Consider the following 18,893-nt stretch of genomic DNA (forward strand, 5'->3'; position numbering starts at 1 on the left):
CGCCGTCCCGACCCAAGCGCACGCCTCGAGGCGGGCCCGGCGCGTTCGTGCAGGGCGGCGTGTCCTCGCCGTGTGTGGAAAAAGATACAGGCGTTTCCCGACGCGACGGACCGGGCTCGTGCGCTCGATGCGCAACCTTTTGCCGGTTCGGTCTCCGTTTCCGTTAGCATGGCCGATCGTATGGATCTGGCTCCGGGCTCAATCATCGCGGGACGGTACCGGGTCGACGCGCGTGTCGGCGCGGGCGGCATGGGCGAGGTGTGGGCCGGTGAGCACCTCGCGATCGGCATGAAAGTGGCGATCAAGACGCTGCTCGCCGCCGCTGCCTACGATCGCGAGGTGGTCGCACGTTTCCGGCGCGAGGCGAACCTGCTCGGCCGCATCCGAAGCGATCACGTCGCGCGCGTCGTCGACTTCGTCGAAGACCCAAGCGTCGGGCTCGTGCTCGTCATGGAGTACATCGAGGGCCAGCCGCTCTCGAAGGTGCTGCACCAGCGAAGGCTCTCCGTCGAGGAAGCGATCGACGTCGGATGCGACGTGGTAGACGCGCTCTGCGATCTGCACCGCGCACACGTCATCCACCGCGACATGAAGCCCGGCAACATCATGATGGAGCCGCAGCAACACGGCAGGACGCGCGCGATCATCGTCGACTTCGGCATGGGTCGCATCGAGTCCGGCGCAGGCGAGGATCTCGAACAGACGAACCTGACGCGCGCAGACATGGCCCTCGGGACGCTCGAGTACATGGCGCCCGAGCAGATCCTGAACTCGCGCGACGTGACCGCAGCCTCCGATCTCTACGCCGTCGGCGCGATGCTCTACCGCGCGATCGCAGGGCGTCACATCTTCGGCGACGCACAAGACGCCGAGCTCGCGCGCGCCAAGCTGATGACAGACGCGACGCCGCTGCAAACGGGGCGAAACGATCGGATCTCGCAAGGGTTCGTCAACGTGGTGACGCGCGCACTGCAGCGCCGGCCGCAGATGCGCTACCAGAAGGCCGAGGACATGCTGAACGAGCTGCGCGCGCTGCAAGACGCGGTGCGCGCAGCAGCCTTCGAGCACAGCGCGGCGAGGCACCTGCTCTCGCCGTCGAGCGTGTCGAACCCGAGGCAGTCGCAAGCGTCGTACCCCGGCTACCCCGCGACGCAGACGCCCATGCCGTATCCGCAGCAAGCCGCGCAAGCGCAGCACGCGATGATGCCGGTGCAAGATCGGCCCTCGCTCCCAGGTGGGCCGACCTCGGCCCCAAGCGCGAGCGTCGCAGCAGCGCTCTCCGTCCCCGCAGCGTCGCAGCGTCGCGGCATGTCCCCCGCAGCCGTCGTGGGTCTCGTGTTCCTCGCACTCGCAGCAGGCGTAGGCGGAGCCGCAGCGTTTTTCCTGAACGCAAGGCCCACCGAGTCTGTCCCGCCCGTCTCGCCCGCAGCGACGCCGCAAGCCCCCACGCCAAGCGCCGCGCCGACACCCGCGCCAACGCCATCCGCAGCCGCGCCAACGCCGAGCACCGAAGGCGACGGCCTCGAAGTCGAGCCAGCCGCAACCACGCCGCAGCCAACGTCAAGCCAGAAGCCCGCAGGGGCGCTCGGGAGCGGCGCGTTCTCCGCGAAGCCCTTCGGCACCGCAGGCACAGGCAGCGCGAAGGCGCCCACGCCGACAGGGCCGGCGCCGAACGTCGGCAAGATCAATTTTTAAGGGAGCGTCGCGCCGGGGCTCTGCCCCGGGCCCCGCGGGGGCTGTTCGCCCCTCGACCCGAACCAGGGCCAGCCCTGGACCTCTGGGCATCGACTGCGCGAAGCGCAGTCGATGCGGGGAAAGTTTTTTAAGCTGTCCGCCCCCCCGTTTTGCAGGGCCAGCCCTGGACCTCAGGGGGAAGAACTGCGCTTCGCGCAGTTCTTCCCACAGGCCGTTGGTGGCACCGCATCGCCCGTTGAACCGTCAGCGCGGCTGTCTTGGTTGGCAGGATCGGTTGCGGTCTTGACCTGGCCCGTTCGATGAACTGCGCATCGCGCAGTTCATCGACCCCGAGTCCAGCGCTTGCGCTGGTCCGGGTCCAGGGGCGGACAGCCCCTGGTGGGGCCTGGGGCAAAGCCCCAGCGAAGCGCTGTGACGCTGCTCAGTTCCCGTCGTTCGAGCAGGCGAAGAACTGCATGCCGCAGCCGTTCGACGAGGTGTCGAGCAGGCAGTTTTCGCACTCGGTGCCGGGGACTTGGCTCGACATGCAGGCTTCGCCGCACACGGCTGCGCAGGTGCCGAGGCACTTGCAGTCGGTGAAGGCTTCGTAGAGCGGGACGGACGCGGGGCAGAGCTCGGGGGGCATCTCGTCGAGCAGGAATTGCTTGCATGATGCGCATGTCCCTCCGCCGCCGGCTCCGCCGAAGCCGCCGCCGCCGGCCACGCCGCCGGTTCCGCCGCCGATTCCGCCGAAGCCGCCGGTTGCGGGGGCGCCGCCGACGCCGACGGCGACCGAGGGCCCCCCGGGTGGGAACGGGGTCGGCTCGGTGCAGTTCCCGAAGCTCGAGCTGTCTTCGGACACGTCGTAACAGCAGGTGTCGCCTTCGAAGGTGCCCTCGCTGTCGACCGAGCTGATGGAGCTCGAGCAGAAATCGCCCTGGAAGAAGTCGAGCGCCTCGCCTTGTGAGGGGCAGGCGCCTTCGAGGTCGCTCCAGTAAAAGCAGGCGCGATCGGTCCCGCATCCGGAGCCTGACACGGTGAGAAGCAGGCCGGTTGCGAGTGCGAGCGAGAGGAGGGGGAACGGCAGGGAAGCGAAGGAGAAGAAGCGCGGGGTTCGCATGCGTTCAGCGTGGCCCTTTGCGCTCGAAAATTCAATCGGGCGTGGCGCGGTAGCCCTTCACGTCGTCGAGAACGGTGCGCGTGAGATCGGCGCCGTCGAGGATGGCGTCCGTCAGGTTTGCTTCTGTGAGGATGGCGTCGACGAGGATGGCGCCGGTGAGATTTGCGCCGGCGAGGTAGGCGCCTTCGAGGTCGGCGCGCGTGAGGTTTGCGCCCTTCAGGTTTGCGCCTTTCAGGTTTGCGCCGAAGAGGTTCGCCATGATCAGGTTCGCGCCGGAGAGGTTTGCGCGGGCGAGGTTCGCGCGGTGCAGCGCGAGGCCGGAGAGATCGAGCCCCGACAGATCGACGCCCATGAGCCTCGGGTGATCCCCTGCGGCGATGAGGGCGAGGATCAGCTCCTTGCGCGTGATTTCGGCCAAGCGATCGCTCCTTGTCGAAAGAGGTCAGCGCGGCGGGGGCGGACGGCTCTCGGGCGGCGACGCGAAGAAGCGTAGCAGACGCTCGGCGAGCGCTTCGGGCGCGGTCCAGTGCATCATGTGGCCTGCGTCGGGCAGGTCGACGTGCAGTGTGCTCGGGATGCAGGCGAGCCGCTCGGCCTCGTCGGGCAAACGCAGACCGTTCACGCCGCCGCTCACGTAGAGCGTGGGCGCCGTGATGCGGCGGAGGAAGCACTTGAACGACTCCAGGTGGAACGGCACCGGCGCCGTCGTGCGGTGCATGGAATCGTAGGCCCAGGACAATCGGCCCGAGTGGGTGCGCGTCAGCAGACGCGCGCGGCTCTCGAGGATCGCGCGGGGCACCTGCGGGTGCCTGCGTGCGAGGCGATCGAGGGCCTCGTCGAAGGAGCCGACGGGGCGTGGGGTGCGATCGAGCGAGCGCATGTCGTCGAGCCAGGTGCGCATGCGATCGACGGCCGTGCCCGGCTCGGTGATGGGCGCGCCGAGGCCTTCGAGCAGCACGAGCTGGTCGACGCGCTGCGGCCTTGCGCCGGCGAAGAGTGCGGCGATCGTTCCGCCCATCGAGTGGCCTACGAGGGCGAGGCGCTTCGGCGCGAGGATGTCGAGCAGCGACGAGAGGTCACTGACGTAATCGGGGAAGTGGTAGTAGCCGCCTGCGCCGACGGAGTCGCTCTCGCCGAACCCGCGAAGATCGGGCGCGAGGACGTCGTGCCCGGCGCGCGCGAGGGGTTCGGCCACGAGATCCCAGGTGGCGCCCGAGTCGAGGTATCCGTGGAGAAGCAGGACCGTCAGGCCGCTCGGTCGTGCGCTGGCGGGCTGGAAGCGGTGAATGTAGAGGCGGATTCCATTGACGAAGACGAGGCCCGATCCGCTCTGCACCTTGCCACCCTTAGCAGGGATGCCCCGGCGCGGATAGTTCTGCTAGCGTCCGCGCCGGTAGACGTTGGGGGCTCGCCCGGACGAGCTGGGCTTTGCCTCGAACCTCTCCCGATGATGGGGGCTCGCCCGGCTGAGCCGGGCTCTGCCCCCAAACCCCCGGAGGCCGGTCGATGGCTGCAGAAGGCGGCAATGGCAAGGGCGCGGCGGGGCCGAGCGGAGCGCGGACGTACCCCGATTTCTCGGCGCCCACCGTGGACAAGGTGATGGTCGAGGAGCGCGCGGCGGCCCTCGGCAAGCGCAGCATCAAGAAGGAAGCGAAGGTCGCGGGGCTCTTGCTTTCCATCGCGATGATGGATCTCACGACCCTCGAAGGGAAGGACTCGCCGGGCAAGGTGACGCAGCTCTGCCAGAAGGCGATGCGGCCTCATGCCTCGCCCGAGGTGCCGCCGTGCGCTGCGATCTGCGTGTACCCGAAGCTCGTCCCCGTGGCGAAGCGCGCGCTCGCCGGGTCGAGCGTGAAGGTCGCGAGCGTGGCGACGGCGTTCCCGAGCGGGCTCTCGGCGCTCGACGTGAAGCTCGACGACGTCCGGCGCGCGGTCGCTTGGGGCGCCGACGAGATCGACATGGTCATCGATCGCGGCGCGCTGCTCGCGGGCGAGAAGACGCGCATCTTCGACGAGATCGCGGCGACGAAAGAGGCGTGCGGACAAGCGCATCTCAAGGTGATCCTCGAGACCGGCGAGCTCGGCACGTATGACCTCGTGCGCGAGGCGAGCCAGATCGCGATGCTCGCGGGCGCGGACTTCATCAAGACGTCGACGGGCAAGGTCACGCCGGCGGCGACGCCCGCCGTGACGCTCGTGATGCTGGAGGCGATCCGCGACTTCTTCTACGCGACGGGCAAGCGCATCGGCATGAAGCCGGCGGGCGGGATCCGCACGGCGAAGCAGGCGCTTCATTACCTGGTGCTCGTGAAGGAGACGCTCGGGGATGCGTGGCTCACGCCGGATCTCTTCCGGCTCGGCGCGTCCACGCTGCTCAACGACGTGCTCATGCAGCTCGAGACGCAGCGCACGGGCGCCTACCAGTCGGGCGACTACTTCAGCAAGGACTGACGAGGAGACACGATGACCGCCAAGGAAACGATCGCCTCTGCGACGAACGGCGAGACCCACGCGGCCCCGTCGTCGCCTGCGAAGCAGGCCGCGCTCGAGTTCGGCAAGGCGTGGATCTACGCGCCCGCGCCCGAGGCCGCCGATCATGTGCGGATCGATCCGCGTTACGAGCTCTTCATCGGCGGCAAGTGGGTCGCGCCGTCGTCGGGCAAGTACTTCGATACCGTGAGCCCCTCGACCGAGCAGAAGCTCGCCGAGGTCGCGGAGGCGAGCGAGCGAGACGTGGATCTCGCCGTGAAGGCGGCGCGCGCGGCGTACGAAAAATACTGGTCGAAGCTCTCCGGGATCGAGCGCGGCAAGTACATCTACCGCATCGCGCGGGTGATCCAGGAGAAGGCGCGCGAGTTCGCCATCGTCGAGACGATGGACGGCGGCAAGCCGATCAAGGAGTCGCGCGACGTCGACCTGCCGCTCGTCGCGGCGCACTTCTTCTACTACGCGGGCTGGGCCGACAAGCTCGCGTACGCGTTCCCGGGTCGCTCGCCGCGCCCGCTCGGCGTCGCGGGGCAGGTGATCCCGTGGAACTTCCCGCTGCTCATGGCCGCGTGGAAGCTCGCGCCCGCGCTCGCGGCGGGCAACACGTGCGTGCTCAAGCCCGCGGAGACGACGCCGCTCACGGCGCTGCTCCTCGCGAAGATCATCGAGGAGTGTGATCTGCCGCCGGGCGTGGTGAACATCGTGACGGGCGCGGGCGCGACGGGCGCGGCGGTCGTCGCGCATCCCGACGTGGACAAGGTCGCGTTCACGGGATCGACCGACGTGGGCAAGCGGATCCAGAAGGCCCTGTCGGGGACGAAGAAGAAGCTCACGCTCGAGCTCGGCGGCAAAGCGGCGAACATCGTGTTCGCGGACGCGCCGCTCGATCAGGCGGTCGAGGGGATCATCTCGGGCATCTTCTTCAACCAGGGGCACGTCTGCTGCGCGGGCTCGCGCCTGCTCGTGGAGGAGGGCGCCTTCGCGCCGCTCATGCAGAAGCTCCGCGACCGCATGCAGACGCTGCGTGTGGGCGATCCGCTCGACAAGAACACGGACGTCGGCGCGATCAACTCGAAGATGCAGCTCGACAAGATCCGCGAGCTCGTCGAGGCCGGCGAGCGCGAGGGCGCCGAGCGCTTCTCGACGCCGTGCGAGCTGCCGAAGCGCGGCTACTGGTTCGCGCCGACGCTCTTCACGGGCGTGTCGCAGTCGCATCGCATCGCGCGCGAAGAGATCTTCGGGCCGGTGCTCGCCGTGATGACCTTCCGTACGCCCGACGAGGCGATCGAGAAGGCGAACAACACGATGTACGGCCTCAGCGCGGGCGTCTGGACGGACAAGGGCTCGAAGAGCTTCTGGGTCTCGCAGCGGCTGCGCGCGGGGGTCGTCTGGGCGAACACGTACAACAAGTTCGATCCGAGCTCTCCGTTCGGCGGTTACAAGGAAAGCGGGTTCGGCCGCGAGGGCGGCCGGCAAGGGCTCTTGCCGTATCTCGAGGTGGACTGATGGCGCGCGCGAAGGACAAGGAGACGGCAGGGGCGCCTGCCCGCACGGACGAGCGCGAGAACGGGTTCGTTCCGCCCGCTCGTTTGTCGGTGCGGAAGGCCTACAAGATGCTCGTCGGCGGGCAGTTCGTTCGATCGGAGTCGGGCAGGTACATCCAGGTGGCGGATCCGATGAGCCTCGGAGGGACGAAGGAGAACGTGCCGTGGGCCTCCCGCAAGGACGTGCGCGACGCGGTCGTCGTGGCGCGCGGTGCGTGGGAGGGGTGGGCCGGCCGAACGGCGTACAACCGCGGGCAGATCCTCTACCGGCTCGCGGAGATGCTCGAAGCGCGGCAAGGCGAGCTCTCGCGCGCGCTCGAGCGCGGCGGGCTCGATGCGTCGCAGGCGGCGAGCGAGACGGCGGCTGCGATCGATCGCGTGGTCTCGTACGCGGGCTGGGCGGACAAGTACCAGAGCTTGTTTTCGAGCCTGAATCCGGTCGCCGGGCCGCACTTCAACTTCACGGTGCCCGAGTCGATGGGCGTGGTCGGCGTCGTGGCGCCGGCGCGCCCGGCGCTGCTCGGGTTGATCGGCGCGGTGCTGCCGATCATCACGGCGGGCAACACGGTCGTGGTGCTCGCGAGCGAGGCCGATCCGCGCACGGCGCTCGTGCTCGGCGAGGCGCTCGCGACGAGTGATCTGCCGGGCGGCGTGATCAACGTGCTCACGGGCCGCGCGGCCGAGCTGCTCCCGCACCTCGCGAAGCACATGGAGGTGGCGGCGCTCGATCTGCACGACGTGACGCCGGAGCTCGCGCGCAAGGCGGAGGAGGCGGCGATCGTGAACGTGAAGCGCGTGCGGGCGCGATCGATCGACGAGGCGGCGTGGTTCGACGCGGACAGCGCGACGAGTCCGCGCTGGATCGAGCGGTTCGTCGAGATGAAGACGATCTGGCACCCGTCGGGCGTGTAGACGACGCCCGTCCCCTCTTCTCTCCCCTCACGACCCCTGTTTGCACACGTGATCACGCCTGCGTGATCGGCACGCGGCCACGCTTGCGCCGACGCGAAGCGGAGGAGCCGCGCGCGCGGGCGGCCCTGTATGCATGCAAATCGAACGAAGCCGCGTGCGAGGGGGGGCTCGCGCGCGTGCGAAGGCAGCCAGCGACGTTTGATCCATGCGCTTGCACGCGTGCAAGCGCGACCTCGCACACAGATGGATCGCTCTCGCGTACATGCAAACGCGTCCGTCGTGTGTGCGGGATGCCGCTTGCGTGCACGCAAGCGTCGCCTCGCAGGCGCGAGGGACCCGCTTGCGTGCACGCAAGCGCCGCCTCGCAGCCGCGAGGACCTCGCTTGCACGCGTGCAAGTGCCGTCTGCGGAGCCGGGAGCGTCGATTTGCATGCGTGCAAGACACGCGGAGCAGAGGCGGCGTGGGGTTTTGCGTCGGGGATCCCTCGGTCGGGAGCTGGCACGCTGCGTTTTGCAGGGGTGTTCAGCGGCTCTTGTCCGACGAGGGCGGAGGCTCGTCAGGGCGTTTGTTGCGCTCGGCCGGCGAGGGGCTTGCCGCTGGGCGGGTGAACGGGCAAGGAACGGCGAGGCGCATGTTCCAGTCGATCGAGATCGAACGGTTTCGCGGGTTCTCCCGGCTCGCCTTGAGCGATCTCGGCCGTGTGAACCTCGTCGTTGGTGAGAACAACACGGGGAAGACGTCGCTGCTGGAGGCGCTCACGTTGCTCGCGAATCCCGGCATGATGAAGAACATGCCCGGGCTCTTCCGTGCCAACGCAGGGACGGTGGACGAGCGCTTCTATAGGTGGTTGCCGAAGCATGGCGCGGATGTCGTGGAAGCCGAGCTGAAGGCGGTGGCCTCGGCTTCACCGCAGAGGCGTATCCTCTTGGTGAAGGGCGATTCGGCGGCTACCGAGGGCGACGAGCTGGAGCTTGGTTGGCAGCAAGGCGAGCTTCGTCTCCTTCACAGCAGGCGGTTGTCCAAGCTCTTCATCCATGCGGTCTCCGTTCAGCAGCGATCGCCCGATTCGATGATCGACGCCTTCGCGGAGACGGTCCGCGCACCCGAAGACGAGCAGTTGCTGGTCTCGCTTCTCAACAAGGTCGATGGCCGTATCCGCTCCGTGCGTATCGACGCGGTCGATTCGAAGCCGTTCATCGCCGTCGATGTGGGTCTGCGCGAACGCATCCCGCTCTCCCAGGCAGGGCAGGGGATTTACCGGCTCGTCGGGATCTTCTCGGCGCTCATCGGCCACAAGCCGAACCTTTGCTTCATCGACGAGATCGAGAACGGCATCCACTACACCGCGCTCCCCACGGTCTGGAAGGGGATCGCCGAAGTCGCCGAGCGCCTCGGCATCCAGGTCTTCGCCACGACCCACTCGCGGGAGTGCTTCGTTGCTGCACACGAGTGCTTCGCGGAGCGCGAGCACTACGACTTTCGCGTGATCCAGCTCTACCGCCTGGGCGATGCGGCGGAGGGACGCACGCTGGACCGCAAGCACATCGAAGCGGCCATCGCCGCCGACATCGAGCTTCGTTGAGATCGCGATGACCCACCTGCATGATCTCAAGGCGGCCAGCCGAGTGCTGCTCGTCGAGGGCTACGGCGACGGCAACACCGGCGAGATCGAGTCCCTCGTCTGGCGAGCCTGGTCGAACGACCCCGAGAATGCTGGGCCGAGGGCGTGCGTCGAGACATTCCTCGCCTGCATGGACGGCCAAGGTCATCGGGCAAAAAGCCCCGACAAAGGACGGATCAGTGCGCTCCTCTCGGTCCTCAGCGACGAGGATCCTCGCCTGGGCCCTGGAGCGAGGGATGGCGTCTTCGATTTCTCCCGTCCCGAGCTCCAGCCCCTCACCGACTTCCTCCGCCGCCTCTGAAGCGCTACACCCCGCCCGTGCGCGCCCTCTTCTTCGGCACCCCTGCCATCTCCGTCCCTGCGCTCGACGCGCTCCATGCGATCGCCGAGATCCCGCTCGTCATCTGCCAGCCTGATCGCCCGGCCGGTCGTGGCCTCGAGCTGCGTGCGCCGCCCGTCAAGCAGCGTGCCCTCGAGCTCGGCTTGCGCGTCGAGCAACCGCTCAAGGTCAAAACACCGGAGTTCGCCCAGCTCATCGCGGAGACGAACGCCGACGTCGCGCTCGTCATCGCTTATGGCCGCATCCTGACGAAGACCGTGCTCGACACGCCTCGCCGCGGCTGCATGAACCTGCACGCGTCGATCCTGCCCAAGTACCGCGGCGCGGCGCCGATCACCTGGGCCATCGTGAACGGCGAGCGCGAGACCGGCGTCTGCCTCATGCAGATGGACGAGGGCATGGACACGGGACCGGTCTACTCCACGCACCGGATCCCGATCGGCGAGGACATGACCGCCGATGAGCTCTACGTCGAGCTTGGCGCGCTCGCGGCGCGCGTCGTGCGTGAGGATTTCGCCCGCGCCGTGTCGGGGGAGCTCGTCGCTGCGCCGCAGGATCCTGCGGCGGCGACGATGGCGCCGCTGCTGGACAAGGAGCACGGTCGCGTCGATTGGTCGAAGCCTGCCCGCGCCGTGCACGATCACGTCCGCGGCATGACGTCGTGGCCCGGCGCGTTCACGACGTGCGCAGGCAAAGGGCTGAAGGTGCTCGCAACGAAGGTAGCCACCGAGCAAGGTGTGCGCGGGGCGCCCGGCGAGATCACCGCCGCGGACAAATGGGGCGCGGAGATCGCGTGTGGCGCGGGCTCGATCACGCTCGTGCGTGGGCAGCTCGAAGGGCGGAAGCCTCTGTCCGCGCAGGAGCTCGTGGCCGGTCGTGCCCTCGCGAAGGGCATGATCCTCGGCGCTTGACGCTCCCTATCCCGCGCGCTTCTTCCGCTTCTTCTTCGCCGGCTTCGGCTTCGCGTCGCCGCTCTCGTCCTTCGTTCCGTCGCCGTCGACCTTCGCCTTCGTCGTATCGGAGAGCTTGCCGGGATCGGCGCAGCAGCGGAAGCCCGTCTCGTAAAACGTGAAACCCGGCTCGTGCGCGTCGTTCGTCCCGCGGCAGCCCGTCCACGGCTTCGCCCAGAATCCGCCCATGAGCGCGCCGGGGAATTTGCGTCCGGGCCGCGTCGCGACCCACTCCTCGACGTTGCCCATCATGTCGTAGATGCCGAACGGCGAGACGCAGCTCAGGTACGAGCCGCTCGTCGACCCTTGCCAGAGCTTCTCGAGCTCCTTCTTTTCGTCCTCGCCGCCGGCCGCGAGTGCGCGCGCGTCGAACGGACGCCACCCCTTGTCGCTGTTGCATTGCGTCCGGTTCACCTGCCAGCCGTACGCGAGGGGCCTGCGCTCTCCGCCCTCGCAGGCGAGCTCCCACTCCTGCTCGCTGCACACGCGCTTGCCGCGCTCGCCGCACCAGCGCTCGGCCATGCGGAACGACTGCATCACGAGCGGCCGCGCGCCGCGGCGGTTCGGCGCCTCGAACTGATCCATGCAGACGCGGATGTCGTTCCGCGACCCTTCCTCGCCCGTGAGGCCCTCGTGATAGGCGAAGCAATGGGTGGTCTTCGCGTCCTTGCGAGGGTCCGTGCAGAGGTGCTGGATCTCGTCGGCGTGCGTGCCCGTGACGAGGCGCATGTCGCTCGGGCACTCGGGGGTCGGGCCTGGATCGAGCGAAGGCGCTGCGGGGACGTAGAGCAGGTAGGCAGCGAGGGACAACGTCGCGACGACCGGATCGAGCAAGCGGCGGCCTCCAGCAAGGCGAAGGCTGCCCGCGCGCTCGCGGTCGCAGAGCGAAGGAGCAGCCTGTTCCCGGGCGCATGGTACCCGCCCGGGACGTGGGCGCTAGCCGTGGCGGGCTCTTCAAAACCTCGGAGAACGCCCTACGGCACCCCCTTGGACCCCGAGGCCGGATGAAATCTCCCGCAGGGGCCTGGCATGGGGCGTGCGTCGTGTCTACGTTGACCGCCGCCTCCGAGACCCCGTTCGGGCGTTGCTTGCTCCGCGGGGCTGCGGAGGACATCAAACCGATTGACGCTATTCGTGAGCTGGCCTCTGTAGGGTCCAGCAATTGCCGCTGATGCCGGTCGGAGCTGCTCCCGTCCCGGGTAGCTTCGCAGAGGAGATCGTCTCATGTCGGAAAAGAAAAACCCGCCGAGTCAGCCGCGTTCCGAGGAGGAGGTGGTCTTCGGCGACGAGCTGCCGGTCCTCCCCATTCGCAACGCCGTGCTGTTTCCGGGAGCGGTCGCGCCGTTCGACGTGGGCCGTGAGAAGAGCGTCGCCCTCGTCGAAGACGTCGACAACCTTCCCGGGCCGGTGATCGCGATCTTCGCACAGAGGGATCCGTCGACGGATGATCCCGCGGCCGAGGATCTTTATCCGGTCGGTTGTGCGGCCCGCGTCCTCAAGGCGCTGAAGCACAGCTCCGGCAACTACTCGCTCATCCTCCAGGGGCTGACGCGGATCCGTCTCGAAGGCGTGTCCACGCTGTCGCCGTACATGAAGGCGAAGATCCGTCGCATCGACGAGCCTGCGACGGAGGACGTCGAGGCCGAGGCGCTCGCGATGAGCCTGCGCGACATCGCCAAGCAGGTCATCCAGCTGATGCCGGAGCTGCCGCGCGAGGCGGGCTCGCTGATCGACTCGATCCAGGCGCCTGGCGCGCTCGCGGATCTCGTGGCGGCGAACCTCGACGCGCCCGTCGAGGAGAAGGCGCAGCTCATCGAGACGGTGGACGTGAAGGAGCGCATCCGGAAGGTCCTGCGCCTGCTCACGCGGCAGCTCGAGATCCTCAAGATGCGCGAGCGCATCAACTCCCAGATCAAGGAGGAGATGGGCAAGAACCAGCGCGAGTACGTGCTGCGCCAGCAGCTCAAGGCGATCAAGGAGGAGCTCGGCGAGGACGACGGCGATCAGGGCGATCTCGACGGCCTCGAGGATCGCATCGCGAAGGCGAACCTGCCGACGGAGGCGGAGACCGTCGCGAAGAAGCAGCTCAAGCGCCTGCGCACGATGCAGGTGGGCTCGGCCGAGTACACGGTCGTTCGGACGTACCTCGACTGGATCCTCGACATCCCGTGGACGCAGTCGACGACGGACAACCTCGACATCGCGGCGGTGCGCAAGGTCCTCGACGAGGATCACTACGGCCTCGAGAAGGTGAAGAAGCGCATCCTCGAGTACCTCGCGGTGCGCAAGCTGAAGCAGGACAAGAAGGGTCCGATCCTCTGCCTGCTCGGGCCTCCCGGCGTCGGCAAGACCTCGCTCGGTCGCAGCATCGCGCGCGCGCTCGGTCGGAAGTTCCACCGCGTCTCGCTCGGCGGCGTGCACGACGAGGCGGCGATCCGCGGCCACCGGCGCACCTACGTCGGCGCGCTGCCCGGCCAGATCATCCAGGGCATGAAGAAGTCGGGGACGATCAACCCGATCTTCATGATGGATGAGGTCGACAAGATCGGGCACGACTTCCGCGGCGATCCCAGCGCGGCGCTGCTCGAGGTGCTCGATCCGGAGCAGAACAACACGTTCGCCGATCACTACCTCGAGATCCCGTACGACCTGTCGCACGTGATGTTCGTGGCCACGGCGAACACGGCCGACCCGATCCCGCCTCCGCTGCGTGATCGTATGGAGATCCTCGAGATCCCTGGCTACACGCGTCGCGAAAAACTCGCGATCGCGCGGCAGCACCTCCTGCCGAAGCAGCTCTCGGATCACGGCCTCACGCAGGAGCAGCTCGACATCACCGATCGCGCGCTCGAGGAGATCATCGAGCGGTACACGCGCGAGGCAGGCGTCCGTTCGCTCGAGCGCCAGATCGCGAGCGTCATCCGCGGCGTGGCGGTGAAGGTCGCCGAGGGCGAGACGCAGAAGCGTCGCGTCGACAACGAGGACGATCTGCACGAGTTCCTCGGCGCGCCGAAGTACACGAGCGAGGTCGCCGAGCGCACGGCGGACACGGGCGTGGCCACGGGCCTCGCGTGGACGAGCGTGGGCGGCGAGATCCTCTTCATCGAGGCGACGCGCATGTACGGCACCGGCAAGCTCCAGCTCACGGGGCAGCTCGGCGACGTCATGAAGGAGAGCGCGCAGGCGGCGCTGTCGTTCGTCCGGACGAATGCCCTGAAGTACGGCATCCCGAAGGACTTCCTCGACAAGAGCGATCTCCACATCCACATCCCCGCGGGCGCGATGCCGAAGGACGGTCCGAGCGCGGGCGTGACGATGTTCACCGCTCTCGTCTCGCTCCTGACGGGCCTCAAGGTCCGGCACGACGTCGCGATGACGGGCGAGATCACGCTGCGTGGTCGCGTCCTGCCGATCGGCGGCCTCAAGGAGAAGGTGCTCGCGGCGCACCGCGCGGGGATCAAGCGCATCATCGTCCCCGAGAGGAACCGCGCGGACCTCGAGGAGGTGCCGAAGGAGGTCGTCGACGAGCTGCAGTTCTTCTTCGTGAGCCGCATGGAGCAGGTGCTCGAAGCGGCGCTCGAGTCGATGCCGCAGCCGGCGCCGGAGGCGACCGAAGAGGCCCGCGACGGCGAGAAGAAGGACGCCGAGAAGCAACCCACGGCCAGCAGCAACTGACGCGGGTTTGTCCGAAATGAACCACGGGGGGGATGCTTCGCGCATCGCCCCCGTGGCCTTTTGTGGCGCCGATCCCCGCGCTCGCCCGACAGCGCGCGGAGCGGGAGACCCGCGGCGGACAAAAATGTTAATGTGGCGGGCGGATGAAGCCCTGTCCCAGCTGTCAGTGGATGCTCAAGGACACGGACTCGGTCTGCAACATGTGCGGAGCGTCCGTGGGGGGTGGAGCAGGCGCGCCGGCGCCGCCTCCGATGGGTGGAGCGGGGGCCTACGCGCCTCCGGGGCCCCCGGGGATGGGCGGCGGCTACCCCGCGCCTCCGCCAAAGATCAACGCCGGCGGCGGGATGGCGCCTCCGCCGCCCGTCACGCCCGGAGCCTATCCGCCGCCGCCGATGGCCGGAGGCGGGATGCCGGCCGCGAGCGCGTTCTCGTCGAGCGACGTCGACGATAGCCCGATGCGCTCGCCCTGGGCGCGTGAGGCGCCGAAGCCCGCGCCGCAGCAGCCGATGGGCGCGCCGCCCGGGATGCCCGCGGCCCCGCAGTTCGGAGCGCCGCCCGCGCCCGGCGGGATGCCGTTCGGAGGCGCGCCGCTCGGAGCGCCGCCGATGGGTCCGCCGCCGCAGGTGCCCGGTGCGCCTTCGTTCGGACAACCTCCGCCGATGGCGCAGCCGATGGGGCAGCCCGCGCCGACGTTCGGCAACCCAGGCCTCGGCGGCGCGCCTCCGATGGCGGTGCCGCAGATGGCACCGCAGATGGCGCCGCAGATGGCGCCGCAGATGGCGCCGCAGATGGCGCCGCAGATGGCGCCGCAGATGGCCCCGCAGATGGCGGTACCGCAGATGGGCCCGCCGCCGATGGTGCCGCAAGGCGGCGTGGGCGCGATGCCCGCGGCGCCGCCGCGCCTGACGGGGCCGGGTCAGCTCGGTGGGCTCGCGCCGCCGCCGATGGTCGCGCCGCCGCCGATGATGACGCCGGGCGGGCTCGGGGGAGGCGGGATGGGGCAGCCGCCGATGGTCGCGCCGCCGATGGTCTCGCCGGGCTCGCTGTCGGGCCCCGCGGCCGCGCCGCCGGCGGTGACGCCGTCGGGGCAACGCGTGCTCGTCGGCTTCCTCGTGACGTTCCAGAACGATCCGGGCGGCAGCTTCTGGGCGATCCACAGCGGCCGCACGCAGCTCGGCCGGAGCGGCGGGGACAGCGGCGTGGACATCGCGGTCTCCGACGGGAGCACGTCGTCGCGCCACGCCACGATCCACGCGGATCCCGCGACGGGTCAGGCGTTCGTCGAGGACGACAACTCGCGCAACGGGACGTTCTTGAACGAGCAGAAGCTCGTGCCCGGCGATCGCCGGCAGCTCCGCGACAACGATCGGCTGCGCCTCGGCAGCACGACGTTTGTCGTCAAACTATTGGTGTCCTGAAAAATCGAGGGGACCGCGCGCGTGGAGCGAGCCTGCTCCACGCGCGCGTGTTTGCGTCTCAGCCGCCCGCGCCGCCTGCGCCGCCCGCGCCACCTGCGCCGCCTGCGCCGCCCGCGCCACCTGCGCCGCCGCCGCCTGCATCAGGCGTCGAGCACGCGCCGGCATCGGCGTCCATCCGGCACCGCTTCTCGCCCATCGCGTCGGTGACGCAGACGCCGGCGGCGCAGTCCGCGTTGACGAGGCAGGTCTGGCATTCACCGCATTTCTGGGTGCAGATGACGCCGCAGTCGATGTCGCCCTCGATCGCGTCCTTCGTCTTGTTCGTGCAAATCGGGTTCGCCTGGCACGTCAGGATCCCCGACTCGTCCTTGGCGCAGTTCCTGGAGGCGCAGTCGGCATTCACCACGCACTTTTGGCTGTCCTGGCAACCGATGCCGCAGACCGCGCCGCAGTCCGTCGAGGGCTCATCGGGATCCTGCACGCCGTTCGAGCACGTCGCGGACGCGCCGGGGACCGCGCACTCGAAATACTCGACCACGACCGGCTGCGCGCCGCTGAGCGGGGTCTTCTCGTCGGACGGCATGTCGATCATGCTCGGCGGGTAGAAGACACGGAACCGCACGAAGCCGTTCACGCCCACGGCGCCCGCGTTGGACAGGAGCTCGGCCCGCGGCATGAGCTGGTCGTAGTCCTGCTCGATCTGCTGATCGCCGTCGCACTTCGAGAGCTGCAGCCGGTTGAAGCGATGCGTCTCGCCGCTCGGGCACTTCGTGTCGATGAGCTCGCGCTCCGTGATCGACTTGACGGAGAAGGAGCCGCCGCAGAGCTGCTCCGGCGTGGTGCAATCGACGGGGCCGGCGTCGCTCGTGCCGCCGTCGGGGATGGAAGGGTTCGACTCGATGGAGACGGCAAACGCCCCATCCGCGCCGATGGCGCCCGCGCCGCACAACGTCGCGTCGCCGTTGATGATCGCGAACGACGCGGTCGTGACGGGGAACTCGGCGACGTCGAGCGGCGGATCGAAGATGACCTGTCCGCCGGCCGGGCTATCGAACACGCAGAGGTCGAGTTTGTCGCGCTTGAGGAAGCTGCCGCGGCGCGGAGACGGCATCGCCGGATCGTTCGGCGGGCTGTTGACGTCGACGACCGCACCACACCGGTCCGTCACCTCGAGGGCGAACTTGCGGTAGCAGTTGTTCGTGTCGCCGATCCAGCCGCAGAGATCGTCGAGGTTGTCGGAGGGGGTGCAGGCGGCGAGGTACGCGCCGATGACGGTCGGGATGGCGGTGAGGGCAAAGGCGAGCCGGAAGCGCATGCAGCGAGTTTACGTGAACGACGCGCATCCGGACTACATCCGCGCGCGTCCTTCCCGTCTAGCAGGCTGTTGATAAACTTGCTGCGCACCCTGGATCGTCGGTCGTCGTCCTCGGAATACGCCTGTATTCCTGCGTCCTCCTCCCTAGCTCCAGGGCGCTCGCGGCGTTTTCTCAACAGCCTGCGAGCGCGCCCTCCGCGGGGGAGGGCGCTCGCGCTCAGAGCTCGGTGTACGGGCCCGGGACGCCGTACACGTCGTTGGTGCCCGTGTACGCGAACATGCCCCAGCAAACGAGCTTGTGCTTGAGCGCGAAGGCGACCGACTCGGAGAGGCCGGTCTTCGGCGCCAGGACCGCGAGGTTCGAGCGGTGCACGCCCCACCAGCCCGGGCCGTGATCGAGCAGCGACTCCTGCAGATCCCGCGTGGCCGCGAAGTGGTCGTCGAGGACGGCGAGGCGGAGGCGGAGGAACTGCTGCGGCTCGCCCTCCTTCTTCTCGCCCGTGGGGAAGTCGAACCAGTAGAGGTTGTCGCGCGCCTTCTTGGGCTCGATCTTGAGCCCCTGGGTTTCCAGGAACCGCGCGAAATCCTCCGGGCCGAGCTTCTGCGTGACCGGGTGGGTGTCGACCCCCTTGCAGACGTCGTCCTTGATGACGAAGCCGTTCAGCGAAACGCTGGGGTCCGCCTCGCCTTCCGGTGTCGTCAGGTGCTCGTCCGGCGAGGGCAAATCGCTCGGATAGTCGATGCCAGCCTCGAGCCCGACGCAGCCGAGGCCGCCGAGCGCGAGGGCGAGGGATAGAAGGACGCTACGTTCTGCGAGATACGTCACGGTGCACTCCCCAGGTGTCGCACGAGCGGCGCCGGATCCTGGCATCAGCATTGTCCACAGCCGCCCCGATCATTCAACGGTCTCGGCGAGAAGGCCAAACTCATGAGCGATCATTTGGCCCCGCGACCAGGGTATCCTAAGTTAACCGTGATGAGGCTTGTCGACCTCTCTTCGCCCTCGCTCCCCAGTGCTTGCCGTCTGGCCGTCGTGCTGGGCGCGCTGACCCTGCCCCTCGTGTCGCTCGGCTGCGGTGGCTCGCCCACCGCGCCCCAGCGCGACGACGTGTTCTACCTGCACGGCAGCGGGGTCATCGACAAGAACCAGAGCTACGAAGTCTACTTCCCGAAGCTCAACGCCGACGAAAACGAGCGCCTCCCGCGCCGCGTCGGCGTAGGTGTGCTCGATGGAGACGTGCGCCTCGCGCGGCCCATCGACTGGTACGTACGCGACGCCGACTACTCCCCCGGGCAGCGCTTCATCTCGTACCAGTCGCCGCGGCAGTTCCTCTTCTCGATCTACGAGCGGATCGATCATCCCGAGGACACGTGGCCCGACGTGATGAAGCGCTACGAGCGTGACTGCGAGGATCAAGGCGCGCAGATCCTCGCCGGCCGCATGCCCGTGGCGACGGCGAACGCGCAAGCACGAAGCTACATCGTGAAGACGCGTGTCCCCGCGAAGCCGGCGTACCACTCGTACGCGCACGAAGTTTTGATCCGCAGCGGCAACCGGCTCCTGCTCGTGCAGGTCGTTCACGGCGAGAACATCGAGTCGGTCGCCGACGAGATGGCGACGGCGCTGCGCAGCATGCTGGTCTACTGAAAGACGCCCTCACCCCCATCCCCCTCTCCCTCGCGGGAGAGGGGGCAAGGTGCGTCGTTCCTGAGAAACCTCTGGACGAGGCCTCGGAACGAAGCGCTCGGGGCAGCGGAACGAAGAGAAGCTGAAACGAGCGCGCGGGGGGTTAGGGGGGCAGAGGAAGGCCCGGCGATTCTCGCGCAGCGAAAATC

16 protein-coding genes are annotated in these 18,893 nt (G+C 68.5%); 10 read left to right on the forward strand and 6 right to left on the reverse strand.

Annotation, left to right across the window (positions count from 1 at the left end; all coding sequences use genetic code 11):
* Positions 1 to 180: 180 nt before the first annotated feature.
* The gene (locus tag QHF85_RS38235) at positions 181 to 1,695 is read left to right on the forward strand and encodes a serine/threonine-protein kinase (protein WP_281332363.1); all 1,515 of its coding nucleotides are present in this window, start codon (positions 181 to 183) and stop codon (positions 1,693 to 1,695) included.
* Positions 1,696 to 2,116: 421 nt separating this feature from the next.
* Here QHF85_RS38235 and QHF85_RS38240 read toward each other — a convergent pair whose 3' ends face one another.
* Genes QHF85_RS38240 through QHF85_RS38250 form a run of 3 tightly spaced genes read right to left on the reverse strand, consistent with a single transcriptional unit; the run spans position 2,117 to position 4,130 of the window.
* Positions 2,117 to 2,794, reverse strand: a complete 678-nt coding sequence (locus tag QHF85_RS38240) for a hypothetical protein (protein WP_281332364.1) — start codon at positions 2,792 to 2,794, stop codon at positions 2,117 to 2,119.
* A gap of 31 nt (positions 2,795 to 2,825) precedes the next feature.
* Complete coding sequence (locus QHF85_RS38245) at positions 2,826 to 3,212, reverse strand: pentapeptide repeat-containing protein (RefSeq protein ID WP_281332365.1); 387 nt, start codon at positions 3,210 to 3,212, stop codon at positions 2,826 to 2,828.
* 24 nt (positions 3,213 to 3,236) lie between these two features.
* Positions 3,237 to 4,130, reverse strand: a complete 894-nt coding sequence (locus QHF85_RS38250; protein WP_281332366.1) for an alpha/beta hydrolase — start codon at positions 4,128 to 4,130, stop codon at positions 3,237 to 3,239.
* 263 nt (positions 4,131 to 4,393) lie between these two features.
* Between QHF85_RS38250 and deoC the strand changes: the two genes are divergently transcribed.
* The 6 genes from deoC (at position 4,394) to fmt (ending at position 10,610) form a co-directional block, all read left to right on the forward strand.
* Positions 4,394 to 5,245 carry a deoxyribose-phosphate aldolase gene (gene deoC, locus QHF85_RS38255; RefSeq protein ID WP_348652795.1) on the forward strand — a complete coding sequence of 284 codons (852 nt, stop codon included), beginning with the start codon at positions 4,394 to 4,396 and terminating at the stop codon, positions 5,243 to 5,245.
* 12 nt (positions 5,246 to 5,257) lie between these two features.
* The gene (locus QHF85_RS38260) at positions 5,258 to 6,787 is read left to right on the forward strand and encodes an aldehyde dehydrogenase family protein (protein WP_281332368.1); all 1,530 of its coding nucleotides are present in this window, start codon (positions 5,258 to 5,260) and stop codon (positions 6,785 to 6,787) included.
* Positions 6,787 to 7,737 carry an aldehyde dehydrogenase family protein gene (locus QHF85_RS38265; protein ID WP_281332369.1) on the forward strand — a complete coding sequence of 317 codons (951 nt, stop codon included), beginning with the start codon at positions 6,787 to 6,789 and terminating at the stop codon, positions 7,735 to 7,737. The genes QHF85_RS38260 and QHF85_RS38265 overlap by 1 nt, the downstream gene beginning before the upstream one ends.
* A gap of 632 nt (positions 7,738 to 8,369) precedes the next feature.
* Positions 8,370 to 9,320: an ATP-binding protein gene (locus QHF85_RS38270; RefSeq protein ID WP_281332370.1), complete on the forward strand. Its 951-nt coding sequence runs from the start codon at positions 8,370 to 8,372 to the stop codon at positions 9,318 to 9,320.
* A 7-nt stretch (positions 9,321 to 9,327) separates the two neighbouring features.
* A complete protein-coding gene (locus QHF85_RS38275) occupies positions 9,328 to 9,660 on the forward strand; it encodes a hypothetical protein (protein WP_281332371.1) in 333 nt (110 codons plus the stop codon).
* A 17-nt stretch (positions 9,661 to 9,677) separates the two neighbouring features.
* Complete coding sequence (fmt, locus tag QHF85_RS38280; protein ID WP_281332372.1) at positions 9,678 to 10,610, forward strand: methionyl-tRNA formyltransferase; 933 nt, start codon at positions 9,678 to 9,680, stop codon at positions 10,608 to 10,610.
* 6 nt (positions 10,611 to 10,616) lie between these two features.
* On the opposite strand, the gene QHF85_RS38285 is transcribed toward fmt, so the two are convergent.
* Positions 10,617 to 11,483 carry an SUMF1/EgtB/PvdO family nonheme iron enzyme gene (locus QHF85_RS38285; RefSeq protein ID WP_281332373.1) on the reverse strand — a complete coding sequence of 289 codons (867 nt, stop codon included), beginning with the start codon at positions 11,481 to 11,483 and terminating at the stop codon, positions 10,617 to 10,619.
* 390 nt (positions 11,484 to 11,873) lie between these two features.
* Here QHF85_RS38285 and lon point away from each other — a divergent pair, with 390 nt between their 5' ends.
* Both lon and QHF85_RS38295 read left to right on the forward strand, forming a co-directional pair.
* Positions 11,874 to 14,324, forward strand: a complete 2,451-nt coding sequence (lon, locus tag QHF85_RS38290; protein WP_281332374.1) for an endopeptidase La — start codon at positions 11,874 to 11,876, stop codon at positions 14,322 to 14,324.
* Positions 14,325 to 14,467: 143 nt separating this feature from the next.
* Positions 14,468 to 15,742 (forward strand): FHA domain-containing protein, encoded by a 1,275-nt coding sequence (locus QHF85_RS38295; RefSeq protein ID WP_281332375.1) that lies wholly within the window; start codon positions 14,468 to 14,470, stop codon positions 15,740 to 15,742.
* Positions 15,743 to 15,800: 58 nt separating this feature from the next.
* Here the strand turns inward: QHF85_RS38295 and QHF85_RS38300 are convergent, their stop codons facing one another.
* Together QHF85_RS38300 and QHF85_RS38305 are read right to left on the reverse strand one after the other, a co-directional pair.
* Complete coding sequence (locus tag QHF85_RS38300) at positions 15,801 to 17,057, reverse strand: hypothetical protein (protein ID WP_281332376.1); 1,257 nt, start codon at positions 17,055 to 17,057, stop codon at positions 15,801 to 15,803.
* A gap of 217 nt (positions 17,058 to 17,274) precedes the next feature.
* A complete protein-coding gene (locus QHF85_RS38305; protein WP_281332377.1) occupies positions 17,275 to 17,883 on the reverse strand; it encodes a hypothetical protein in 609 nt (202 codons plus the stop codon).
* A 150-nt stretch (positions 17,884 to 18,033) separates the two neighbouring features.
* Here QHF85_RS38305 and QHF85_RS38310 point away from each other — a divergent pair, with 150 nt between their 5' ends.
* The gene (locus tag QHF85_RS38310; protein WP_281332378.1) at positions 18,034 to 18,705 is read left to right on the forward strand and encodes a hypothetical protein; all 672 of its coding nucleotides are present in this window, start codon (positions 18,034 to 18,036) and stop codon (positions 18,703 to 18,705) included.
* Positions 18,706 to 18,893 lie beyond the last annotated feature (188 nt).

This window comes from Polyangium sp. 6x1 (assembly GCF_029946515.1).
Lineage (GTDB): Bacteria > Myxococcota_A > Polyangia > Polyangiales > Polyangiaceae > Polyangium.

Bases quoted from the DNA above. Each gene is read 5' to 3' on its own strand.
- QHF85_RS38235 (WP_281332363.1), top strand. From the start codon at position 181: ATGGATCTGGCTCCGGGCTCAATCATCGCGGGACGGTACCGGGTCGAC.
- QHF85_RS38240 (WP_281332364.1), bottom strand. From the start codon at position 2,794: ATGCGAACCCCGCGCTTCTTCTCCTTCGCTTCCCTGCCGTTCCCCCTC.
- deoC (WP_348652795.1), top strand. From the start codon at position 4,394: ATGGTCGAGGAGCGCGCGGCGGCCCTCGGCAAGCGCAGCATCAAGAAG.
- QHF85_RS38260 (WP_281332368.1), top strand. From the start codon at position 5,258: ATGACCGCCAAGGAAACGATCGCCTCTGCGACGAACGGCGAGACCCAC.
- QHF85_RS38265 (WP_281332369.1), top strand. From the start codon at position 6,787: ATGGCGCGCGCGAAGGACAAGGAGACGGCAGGGGCGCCTGCCCGCACG.
- QHF85_RS38270 (WP_281332370.1), top strand. From the start codon at position 8,370: ATGTTCCAGTCGATCGAGATCGAACGGTTTCGCGGGTTCTCCCGGCTC.
- QHF85_RS38275 (WP_281332371.1), top strand. From the start codon at position 9,328: ATGACCCACCTGCATGATCTCAAGGCGGCCAGCCGAGTGCTGCTCGTC.
- lon (WP_281332374.1), top strand. From the start codon at position 11,874: ATGTCGGAAAAGAAAAACCCGCCGAGTCAGCCGCGTTCCGAGGAGGAG.
- QHF85_RS38295 (WP_281332375.1), top strand. From the start codon at position 14,468: ATGAAGCCCTGTCCCAGCTGTCAGTGGATGCTCAAGGACACGGACTCG.
- QHF85_RS38300 (WP_281332376.1), bottom strand. From the start codon at position 17,057: ATGCGCTTCCGGCTCGCCTTTGCCCTCACCGCCATCCCGACCGTCATC.
- QHF85_RS38310 (WP_281332378.1), top strand. From the start codon at position 18,034: ATGAGGCTTGTCGACCTCTCTTCGCCCTCGCTCCCCAGTGCTTGCCGT.